Origin of the sequence: Paenibacillus borealis (genome assembly GCF_000758665.1) — a bacterium.
Classification (GTDB): Bacteria; Bacillota; Bacilli; order Paenibacillales; family Paenibacillaceae; genus Paenibacillus_AQ; species Paenibacillus_AQ borealis.
In genome coordinates this window covers 6768287-6778704 of record NZ_CP009285.1, presented here as the reverse complement: position 1 = coordinate 6778704, position 10418 = coordinate 6768287, and the positions used below count along the sequence as shown (strand labels likewise).

Sequence of the window (10418 nt, the reverse complement as noted above, 5' to 3'; positions counted from 1 at the left end):
CAACGGGGAGGAATTACAGTGATTTGTCGCGAACAGGATGGGGCATTTGTGATGGTGAAGCAGCATGAGCACGGGCTGCTGGCCGGGGAATTTGCGAAGTGGTTCAAGGAGGAGCATACGCCTGCGGAAGGCCGCCGGGCTGAAGTGCTGCGGGCGGTGAGCAATCATGACCGGGGCTGGATCGATCTGGATGAGACGCCGTTCTGGAATGATGCGGAAGATGCGCCATACAGCTTCATCGATTTCCCCGTTGTGCCGAAGCTGACTTTCTACCGGCGGGGCATCAACGAGGTAGAAGCAGATACGCCTTATGGGGCGCTGCTGTGCAGCTCCCATTTCGAGCGGCTGATCGAGGTATCCGGCGAGGAATGCCCGGAGCTCACGCAATATCTGCAGGATGAAGCGGAGCGCAGAGCCCGGATCCACCGTGAGCTGGAGAAGAGCCGGCCGCTCGAAGAAGGTGAACTGTATTATGACGCCAGACTGCTGCAGTTCTGTGATGACCTGTCGCTGTTTCTGGCGCTGAGCGAGCCGGGCAGTGCCGAGTCCGAGAAGCATCCCTGGTTCGCAGACGGCTTCTCGGGCAGTGAGGAATTCAGCTTCACCTCCGGACGTGCGATTCAGGCAGAGTGGCAGGACACCTCCACGCTGACGCTTACCCCGTTTCCATTCACGAAGGAGATCGGAGTAAGCTTCAAGCTGCGCCGGGTCAGCCGCAAGGATATCGAGTCTAAAGGCATTGCCCTGGCGTACAAGGAGACTCCGGAGGAAGAATGCCGGATCACTCTGATTAGCGGAGCAGAAGAAGATGCACAGGTGAAGACCGGTGCAGCTGAACGCTCCGGGAGCTAGCAGAGGACAGAGGCGGACAGATCAGGCGCGCAGCGATAGAGCGCAGGTTAACGGAGCCTTCATGACAAGGCTGGAAGCCGGGACCCGGAACCACAGGACAGGAGTCCGGGACCATAGAACAGGAGAATATGGGACATGGCATGGTGGATATGGACTTTCAATATTGCTGTAATCATACTGCTGGCGCTGTGGTTCCTCCGGATGAAGCTGAGCTGGATGGGCAAAGGAGTGCTGCTGGCCCCCATCCTGATCTATGCGCTGATCTCGGTAGAGGACCTGCTGAACCTGATTGATCTGGGAACGATCGTACCCGGCAACCGGGGGCTGCGCGGTCTGATTCTGATTTTTGTCCTGGCCTCGGTCCTGTTCTATATTCTGTTCATTTTTCATGAAATCAAGGAATCGAACAGCAAGGAGGTCCGGATGCAGCAGACGCTGGTCCGGATCAGTATCGCTGCGTTTACGTGTATTATTTTTTTTACAGTCGTATATACATCCATATATAAGCTGTTCGGACAGTCCTCCTTCGAGGGCAAGGGATTAGGCCAGGACCTGCTGAGCCAGCTGATCACCTTCCTGTACTTCAGCGTAGCTACTTTTACGACAGTCGGTTACGGCGATGTGGCTCCCGTAGACAATACATCACGGCTTGTCGTGGTCATGCAGATCAGCTTCAGCTTCATTACTGTGGCCTATGCCCTGTCCATGCTGGGCCTCTTCCGCAAAATTCTCGGACCCGGCACAACGGAAGAAGAGATTGAGGCGTCTATAGAAGTGGACATCGATGACAAGGTGGAAGAAGCCGTCACGGATAAGCATGAGGAGCTGGAGCAGCAAGCAGAAGGCGGGCGGGATAAGGCGGTAACAGAAGCGGACGGGAATACGAAACCGCAAAGCGGGATGGAACGGGATAAACAGGAAGCACAGGATAAAGAAAAAGCACAGGATAAACGAGAAGAAAAGGATGGACGATGAACAGGATAATGGTGCTCTGCCGAAGCGGGGGGGAAGCGATAAAGCAGAAGATTAACCGGATGCTAAGCCGAATCAGATGCTAAGGTAAACCTGAAAGGGTGAAACGCGCTTGATTTGGAGGCGTGGCATATTCAGATTCATCCTAACGGACTCCAGTGCAGTTATTTGCTGACATCAGCATGTCCATATAGGAACATAGCAGCATTAACCAAATAGATTTCAAGATAGAAAGGAGAATCTCCCTATGAGTACCAAATCGTCCGGGGGCTCTCCCAGGTCTGACCTGCCGGCTGCTGCAAGCACCGGCGGCTATACTCCCCCGGAGAAGGAGAATGGCGGCGGCCGCAAAATGACCCGCCGCCAGTTCCTCGCCCGGGGGGCGGCAACCGCAGTTGGCGCCGGTCTGCTCGCAGGCGGCTATGCCTGGCAGGGCGAGCCGAACTGGCTGGAGATTACGCGGAGGGAGCTGCCGCTGAAGGATCTCCCTTCAGCCTTTGCCGGAACCCGGCTGGTTCATTTCAGCGATGTTCATCTGGGCTTCAATAAGGATGCTCATGATCTGGCCCGGCTGACTAGACACATCAAGGAAGAGAAGCCGGATCTGATCTGCTTCACCGGAGATATTGTGGACAGCTATGCCGAGGATTTGACGGATTCGGTCTCTATACTGGCAGAGCTTGAAGCGCCCTTAGGCAAGTATGCCATCCTTGGCAACCACGATTACAAGAATACGGAGCTGCTTACCCGTCTGTTGAACGAATCGGGATTCCGTGTGCTGCGGAACCAGTCCTACCTGATCAGACAGGGCGGTGCTGTGGTGGCAGTGGCTGGGCTGGACGATATGCTGCATGGCAAGCCGGACCCGGAGGCCGCGATCCAAGGGATTCCGGAAGGCACATTCACGGTGCTGATGATGCATGAGCCGGATTACGCCGATACGGCGGAAGGATATCCTTTTCACCTGCAGCTCTCGGGTCACAGTCACGGCGGTCAGATCCGTCTGCCGCTGCTGGGTGCGCCGTTCACGCCCTACGGATCGCAGAAATACATAAACGGCCTGTATTATACAGAGAATAAGGCGATGCCGGTATATGTGAACAGAGGATTCGGCGAAACCATGATGCCGCTGCGCTTCATGTGCCGGCCGGAGCTTACGGTACTGACTCTGCGCCGGGGGTAAGACGGCAGAGCTTGAGGGTAGGAGCTTAACGAGAGCAGCAGAAGAGGGTGAAGTTCATGAGCACTTTTGAGGCGATTATGGGCATGGCGCTGCAGGGAACGGCAGTGGAACTGAAGACGATGGCGGCCGGTGACAGAGCGGTGCTGGGAACGCTGCTCTCCCATCCGGAGGTACAGCCGCATATTCAGCTGCGCCATGGATCGTCGACCCAGCTGGGTGTCCTGGATAAGCTGGTGAACCGGATGCTGCATGGTTATGATCCTTGCGCACTGCATGCGGGGATATATCTCAAAGGGCAGCCGGAGCTGATCGGATCAGTCTCCCTGCAGAACTGGAACCGGCATGAGGGCAAGGCGGTGCTGGGCTATATGCTGAATCCTGTGTGGTGGGGGCGCGGCTATGCCACAGAAGCGCTGGGGCTGCTTTTGGCCTACGGATTCCGGGAACTGGAGCTGCAGAAGGTGGAGGGCCGCTGCCGCGGGGACAACCTCAGATCGGAGCAGGTCATGCTCAAGAACGGTCTGACCCTGGAGCGGACGCTGCCGATGGCAGACGGCTCGGGCGATGTAATGAAAGTCTTCACAATGTTACACAAATGAAATAATGCCGTTATCAAACTCTAACAGTGTCAGGTTAAACTAAGTACATGACCCCCTTTTGAAAATATAACTGCTGCTGGGACCCGATGATTCGGGTCCATTTTTTTGCGCTCTCCTCACCGGATTCCGGGGTTTACCTGTTTCTGCTGGCGGTTTCCGGAGGCATTAGGCTATGATGGATATACAGAAACAGCATTAGGCGAGGAGGACATTACTCTTGAACGAAGTGATTAGACTACTTACGAACCACCGCTCGTTCCGGCAATATACCGGGCAGGCGGTAGAACCAGAGAAGCTGAAGACCATTATTGAGGCGGCCCAGGCAGCCCCATCCTGGGTGAACGGCCAGCAGGTATCAATCATAGCGGTACGGAGCGAAGAACGGAAGCAGCAGCTGTCGGTCCTGAGCGGGAACCAGAAGCATGTGGCTGAAGCGCCGGTGTTCCTGGTGTTCTGCATGGACTTTCACCGGGCCAAGCTGGCGGCCGAGCTGGAAGACCAGCCGTTTGAAGCGGCCGGGGATGTCGATGCGCTGCTGGTCGGCGCTGCCGATGTCGGCATTGCCTTATCGAATGCGGTGGCTGCCGCGGAGTCGCTGGGACTGGGGATTATCCCGATCGGTGGCGTGCGCCGCCACACAGCGGAAGTGATTGAGCTGCTGCAGCTGCCCGAATATGTATTCCCGGTAGCCGGCCTATGCATTGGCTACCCGGCGGAAGAGCTGCCGAAGAAGCCGCGTCTTCCTATGGAGGCTGTGTATCACGAGGAAGTGTACAACCAGGATCAGAAAGGCCTGATCGAAGCATACAATAAGACTCACCGCGAGTCGCTTAAGGCTCAGGGGCTTACGGAAAGGGATTGGAGCAGTACGATTGCCCGCTTCTATGCCCTGAATCCGCAGTACGGCGACGCCGGGCGGACGCTCCCGCAGCAGGGCTTCACCTGCGATAATCTGAATAAGGAATAGCCATAACAAAAATGCACCGCAGCGGTAACGGCGGACGATAGCAATTATCGTCTACAGCCGGACCATATGCGGTGCATTTATTTTGTTCAACCGGGGATTGCCGCGTCTATTCTGCTGCTATAGTGCTACGGTAATTTTCTCGCGCCGCTTGTAGTAGACCCAGTGCTTGAATCCGATCTCCTTAAGCCGTGCGGCAACGTTATTGCGCTGATCAGCCACCCGGGAGGGCTTATGGGCATCGGAGCCGAAGCTGACCTCCACGCCGAAATGCAGCGCCCGCTCCAGGATCTCATCCGACGGATACCAGCCGCCGCACAGCTTGGTGCCGCCCGAGGTATTGATCTCGATGGCCAGCCCGCATTCGCTGATCACCTGCAGGCATTCGTCAATCTCGCGGGGAGCGGAGATCTCCGAGAACTGCGGATAGTTGCCTTTCATGGCATCGATATGTCCGAGGATCTGGAACATCCCGCTGCGCGCTGATTCGGCAATCAGCCGGTAGTACTCGGCTTTGGCTGCCAGCTTCTGCTCGGGGCTGAGCCCCTTCCAGCGGCTTTTATTAAAAATACTGTTGCCGTCTACGCTGTGCACCGAACCGATCACGTAGTCAAACGGATAAGCGGCAAGCGTCTTGCGGTACAGCTCCGCATGCTCGGGGAAATAGTCCGATTCAATGCCGAGCAGGACATCAATGCGGCCTTCGTATTCTTTTTGCAGGGAGAGGACTTCCTCCACGTAGTGGACAAGCTCCGATTTGGCCATTGCGATACGCGGAAAAGCCTGCTCAGACGGACTTCCGAAATAGGGTGTGTGATCAGAAATACCGATAACATCCAGACCGGCAGATATACCGGCTTCAATATAATCTCTGATGCTTCCGTCAGCATGACCGCAGCGGAAATGATGGGTATGCAGGTCGAAATTCATAGCGGGAACACATCTCCTTAGGCCAATGTGGCAGAATAGGTTACTGGTTAATGGTTAACGGTTACTCTGAGCCGATGAATTGGGTTTCGGGCATTCCCTTAAGATCGCTCAGGAACTGTCTCATGGCAGAATTGACATACTTGCCGGATTTGGTGATGACACCTACGGGATGAGTGACCTCAAGCTCGATAATCGGGACGATTTTGAGTGTGCCGTTTCTGACCTCGGCGGTTACAGACTGTTTGGAAATAACTGCTGCCCCAAGATCCAGCTCCACCATCCGTTTCACCTCTTCGCTGCTGGTCAGCTCCATGATGACCTGGGGGTGAATGCCGTGTTTGGCGAGTACATCATCCACGAATCTCCGTCCGACGGTGTCCGGGGAGAGCAGAATGAGCGGTGTTCTGCCGAGCGCCTCAATCCCGGCTGATTTGACCTGGGCCAGAGGATGGCGGGGCGAGACAACCAGTTCAAAGGTATCATAATACAGGACAGAAGTGGTCATCCCGGGACTGCGGCCGATCAGATAGCCGATGCCGACATCCACGATTCCGCTTTCGACATGCTGATAGATTTGTGAGGAGGACATGGACGAAATCGAGGTTTTGATATGCGGGAACTGGTCCTGGAAATAAGACAGAATCCGCGGCAGAATCTGAATCGCGATGGAGGTGGTCGTGCCGAGAATAATATGCCCTTGAGGATTCTCTTCCAAATCCGCAAGACGCTGCTTAAGCTCTTCAACGATACCTACGATTTGCTCCGCATGCGTGAGAAATACTTTGCCCCTGTCTGTCAGTGTTACGGGCTGATTCCGGTCAACGAGCTGGGTTTTGAACTCTTCTTCCAGACTTTTGATCTGGGCTGAAACCGCTGGCTGGGTCAAATTGAGCAGTTCGCCCGCCTTACGGAAACTCATGGTTTTGGAGATGGTAATCAGTGTTTCGAGCTGGCTGATATTCATGGACTTGCCCCCTAATGGCTACCGGATGGTGCCGCCGTATATTTGTAACTTGTGGGAAAGCGGGTGCTTTCCAGAGGACGTATGCGCCGTAAATCTTACGTTCAGTGTTGGCATTTGATTAAATTATAGGAGATTACACCCGGCAGGGCAATGTCGCCGTCCAAACTATCTTGTGAATTCATTCGACAAGACCATTAATTTTTGGTGAATAATGCCGATATATGAAGTATAATAAATCATTATTGCTTAGGACTTTTGGTATATGACTAAAGCCTGGTCGAGGGGGGACAACACTTTCATGAAAGCAGAAGTAATTAATCCGTTTCTAGAGTCTGCACGGATTGTAATTGAACAGGTGATACAAGTCTCGCCGTCTACCGGTATTCTGGGTATTAAGGACATTGAACTGATCGATAATCATATATGGATTCAAGTGGGAATGACAGGTCAGCTCAGCGGGAATATTATCTTCGGGATCGCCGAGCAGGTGGCGCTTAAGATGGTCTCGGCCATGATGGGCGGCTATGTGATTACAGAAATGGACGAGATGGGCCAGAGTGCAATTTCGGAGCTTGGCAACATGATCAGCGGCAATGCCAGTACTATTCTCTCCAATCAGGGGGTGTCGGTAGACATTACCCCGCCGAAGCTGATGAAGACGGAGAGCATGTCTATTCTGCCGCGCAGAGCGCTGAGTATTCCACTTATGATGGAAGGCATCGGGGAGCTTGATATTCAGGTTATGATCTCTTAGGCGGATAATCGGGAGCTGAACACATTCCATGGCATTACAAGGCAAGGTTGTTGTTATTACAGGAGCTTCGAGCGGAATCGGTGCGCTTACGGCACAGATGCTCAGCCAGCGCGGGGCTGTTCCCATTCTGCTGGCCCGTTCGGGAGACAAGCTGAAAGAAACCGCGGCCGGGATACCGGGCGTTTTTGGACTGTTCGTCTGTGATGTGACCGATGAGGCGGCAGTGGAGCGTACCTTCGGGGAGATTCTTGACCAGTACGGCAGAATTGATATTCTGCTCAACAATGCCGGTTACGGCAAGTTTGCAGCGTTTACGGAGATGGAGCCCGGCGAATTCGATGCTATGATGGACGTGAACTATATGGGGATTGTCCGCTGCACCAAGGCGGTAGTGCCTCATATGCTGGAGCGCGGCAGCGGTCAGATCGTGAATGTTGCTTCTATGGCCGGCAAAATCGGCACAGCCCGCGCGGTTGCCTATACGGCTACCAAGCATGCTGTTCTCGGCTTCACCAATGCGCTCCGCCAGGAGCTCCGCAAGAGCGGGATTATTGTCTCGGCCGTGAACCCCGGACCGATCGCCACCGAATTCTTCAAGACCGCTGATCCTTCAGGCAATTATGAGAAAAGCGTGAGCCGGATCATGATGACTCCGCAGCATGTGTCTGCGAAGATTGTGAAGCTGATGGAGAAAGGCAAGGAAGAAGTGGATCTTCCCGGACTGGCAGCCTTCGGGATTCGTCTATACGGCTTGTTTCCGCGGCTGGCGGATAAGCTGACCTATAATGCAATGAACAGAAAATGATTACTCAGCTATGAAGCAAACGGCTTGTCCCCTTTTGCATGCAGGATGGAATTACATATATAAAATATGGCGTAGATTGGAACTTATGGCCTTCCATTTGGTGGAGAGGCCTTTTTGGCATATAATGAACATATTATCTTAAGCGAAAAGGATGAATTACTATTATGAATAAAGCTTCTTTTGCAGCTATCGGCATTGAGGAAGACCTAGTTGCCCGATTGTCTGAATTCGGCATCACCGAACCATCCCCGGTACAGGAGCAGACGATCCCGCTTCTGCTGGAAGGAAGAGATGTGCTGGCCGCTTCCCAGACAGGGACAGGCAAAACGCTGGCCTACCTGCTGCCGCTGCTGCAAGGGATTAATCCGGACCAGAAGTCGGTGCAGAAGCTGGTACTGGCTCCGACCCAGGAGCTGGCCATGCAGATCCTCCGCGAAGCGGAGCGCTACGGGGCACACCGGGGCATCCGGGCGATGGGGCTGATCGGCGGAGCGGCGATCAAACGCCAGATTGACAAGCTGCGCGAGCATCCCCAGCTGGTGGTAGGCACACCGGGACGCGTGCGGGAGCTGATCGGGCTGCGCAAGCTGAAGATGCATGAGGTGACGACGATTGTGCTGGATGAGGCGGACCAGATGTTCCAGCTTAGCGGCGCGGGCGAAGTGACGAAGATCGTCAGCAGCGCGCTTCGCACACGCCAATTGGTCATGCTGTCCGCGACCATCGGGCCGGAGACCAAGCTGCTGGCTAACCGTGAGATGAAGAATATCGCAGAGGTGGGCATTGATCCCGGTATGATGACGGCTCAGAGCCTGGAGCATCACTATGTGGTATCCGAGGAGCGGAACAAGGTGGATATGCTGCGCCGGGTGATCCGCCACTACAAGCCGGAGCGGGCGATTGTGTTCGTCAATGCTACTGATGACATCGCTGAAGTGACTGCGAAGCTGAACCATCTGGGACTTCCGGCCGCAGCGCTGTACGGCGACGCCGACAAGGTTACGCGCGCAAACGTGCTGGCCCGCTTCCGGGACGGCAAGTTCAAGGTGCTGGTCGCCAGCGACGTGGCGGCCAGAGGCCTGGACATTGAGAATCTGACGCTGGTCGTCAGCTTCGATCCGGCCTTTGACTCCGAGCACTATGTCCACCGTGCCGGACGGACGGGGCGCATGGGCAAACGCGGATTGTCCGTAACGATTGTTACGGAGCAGCAGACGTTCATCATGCGCAAATTCGCCCGCGAGCTGGATATCCAGCTGGACGAGCGGGAAATGGCCTTTGGCAAGGCGCTGACGGAGGGCGAGCGCAGTGAATTCCGCGGCGGCGGTGCAACGCGCCGCGAAAGTGCCCCGCGCGGCGGCGAAGCTGCGCCGCGCACCGGCAAGCCGCAGGTGCGGACCTCGGCGGCTGGAACAGCCGGAGGGACAGGCGGCGAAGCTCCGGCCGCGCAGCCGGGCGCAGCTGGCGGCAGCGGTGGTGCCGGTGCGGTGCGGCGAGAGCAGCAGCACCGGCCGGGAATTGCCGCGAGCACGCGCAGCGGCGCGGCACCGGCAAGCAAGGCGCTCAGCAATGCGGAGCGGGACAAGAACCGCAAGAACAAGGGAGCCCCGAAGTGGCTCAAGAACAAAACCCCGAGAGGTGACGGTCAATGAACACAGCCCCCGTATTGCAAATTACGGGCTTAAGCGGAGGATACAGCCTGAACAAGCCGGTGCTTCATGATATCGGCCTGCAGGTTCAGCCCGGTGAAATGGTCGGGCTTATCGGTTTAAACGGCGCAGGCAAAAGTACAACCATGAAGCATATCCTGGGACTCATGTCTCCGCATAAGGGTGAGATTACGGTACAGGGCAAGACGCGCAGCAGCGACCCTGAGAGCTATCACAGCGCACTGTCCTTCGTTCCAGAATCTCCGCTGCTCTATGAGGAAATGACAGTCCGCGAGCATGTTGAATTCACTGCCAGAGCTTACGGCGTGGAGCGCAGTGATTATGAATCGCGCACCGGCCAGCTGGCCGCACTCTTCAATATGGAGGACAAGATGGATACATTGTCCTCCCATCTATCCAAAGGCATGAAGCAAAAGGTAATGATTATGTGTGCATTCGTAGCACGCCCGGCACTGTATGTCATTGACGAGCCGTTCCTCGGCCTCGATCCGCTCGGCATCCGCTCCCTGCTGGATTTCATGCTGGACCTGAAGAAATCCGGGGCATCCATCCTGCTCAGCTCGCATATCCTCTCCACCATCGAGAACTACTGCGACCGGTTCATTGTCCTGCACCGCGGAATGGTCATCGCGGAGGGAACGCTCGCCGAGATGACCGCGAAGGCCGGGCTGCAGGGCTTGAATTTGGAGCAGCTGTTCTACGAGCTGGTTCAGGGAGGGAAATGA

11 protein-coding genes are annotated in these 10418 nt (G+C 55.5%); 9 read left to right on the top strand and 2 right to left on the bottom strand.

The annotated features are described in order from the left end of the window. Positions 1-18 precede the first annotated feature (18 nt). The 5 genes from PBOR_RS28660 to PBOR_RS28640 all read left to right on the top strand — a co-directional run bounded on the left by PBOR_RS28660 (position 19) and on the right by PBOR_RS28640 (position 4573). Positions 19-852 (top strand): DUF3891 family protein, encoded by an 834-nt coding sequence (locus tag PBOR_RS28660; RefSeq protein WP_157764161.1) that lies wholly within the window; start codon positions 19-21, stop codon positions 850-852. Positions 853-987: 135 nt separating this feature from the next. Then, complete coding sequence (locus tag PBOR_RS28655; protein WP_081972229.1) at positions 988-1827, top strand: potassium channel family protein; 840 nt, start codon at positions 988-990, stop codon at positions 1825-1827. A gap of 244 nt (positions 1828-2071) precedes the next feature. Next, positions 2072-3007: a metallophosphoesterase gene (locus PBOR_RS28650; RefSeq protein ID WP_042217240.1), complete on the top strand. Its 936-nt coding sequence runs from the start codon at positions 2072-2074 to the stop codon at positions 3005-3007. Between the two features lie 56 nt (positions 3008-3063). After that, the gene (locus PBOR_RS35775) at positions 3064-3606 is read left to right on the top strand and encodes a GNAT family N-acetyltransferase (RefSeq protein WP_052429681.1); all 543 of its coding nucleotides are present in this window, start codon (positions 3064-3066) and stop codon (positions 3604-3606) included. 226 nt (positions 3607-3832) lie between these two features. Next, on the top strand, positions 3833-4573 hold the full coding sequence (locus PBOR_RS28640; RefSeq protein WP_245648308.1) for an NADPH-dependent oxidoreductase: 741 nt from the start codon (positions 3833-3835) through the stop codon (positions 4571-4573). Positions 4574-4690: 117 nt separating this feature from the next. On the opposite strand, the gene PBOR_RS28635 is transcribed toward PBOR_RS28640, so the two are convergent. Further along, positions 4691-5500, bottom strand: a complete 810-nt coding sequence (locus PBOR_RS28635; protein WP_042217236.1) for a histidinol-phosphatase — start codon at positions 5498-5500, stop codon at positions 4691-4693. Positions 5501-5561: 61 nt separating this feature from the next. Further along, positions 5562-6464 (bottom strand): LysR family transcriptional regulator, encoded by a 903-nt coding sequence (locus tag PBOR_RS28630; RefSeq protein ID WP_042217235.1) that lies wholly within the window; start codon positions 6462-6464, stop codon positions 5562-5564. Between the two features lie 298 nt (positions 6465-6762). On the opposite strand from PBOR_RS28630, the gene PBOR_RS28625 reads away from it, so the two are divergent. From PBOR_RS28625 to PBOR_RS28610, 4 genes are all read left to right on the top strand, one after another. Further along, positions 6763-7218: a chemotaxis protein CheX gene (locus PBOR_RS28625; RefSeq protein WP_042217233.1), complete on the top strand. Its 456-nt coding sequence runs from the start codon at positions 6763-6765 to the stop codon at positions 7216-7218. 28 nt (positions 7219-7246) lie between these two features. Further along, the gene (locus PBOR_RS28620) at positions 7247-8023 is read left to right on the top strand and encodes an SDR family NAD(P)-dependent oxidoreductase (protein ID WP_042217232.1); all 777 of its coding nucleotides are present in this window, start codon (positions 7247-7249) and stop codon (positions 8021-8023) included. A gap of 164 nt (positions 8024-8187) precedes the next feature. Continuing rightward, a complete protein-coding gene (locus PBOR_RS28615) occupies positions 8188-9675 on the top strand; it encodes a DEAD/DEAH box helicase (protein WP_042217231.1) in 1488 nt (495 codons plus the stop codon). After that, the gene (locus PBOR_RS28610) at positions 9672-10418 is read left to right on the top strand and encodes an ABC transporter ATP-binding protein (protein WP_039306914.1); all 747 of its coding nucleotides are present in this window, start codon (positions 9672-9674) and stop codon (positions 10416-10418) included. Before PBOR_RS28615 ends, PBOR_RS28610 begins: the two co-directional genes overlap by 4 nt.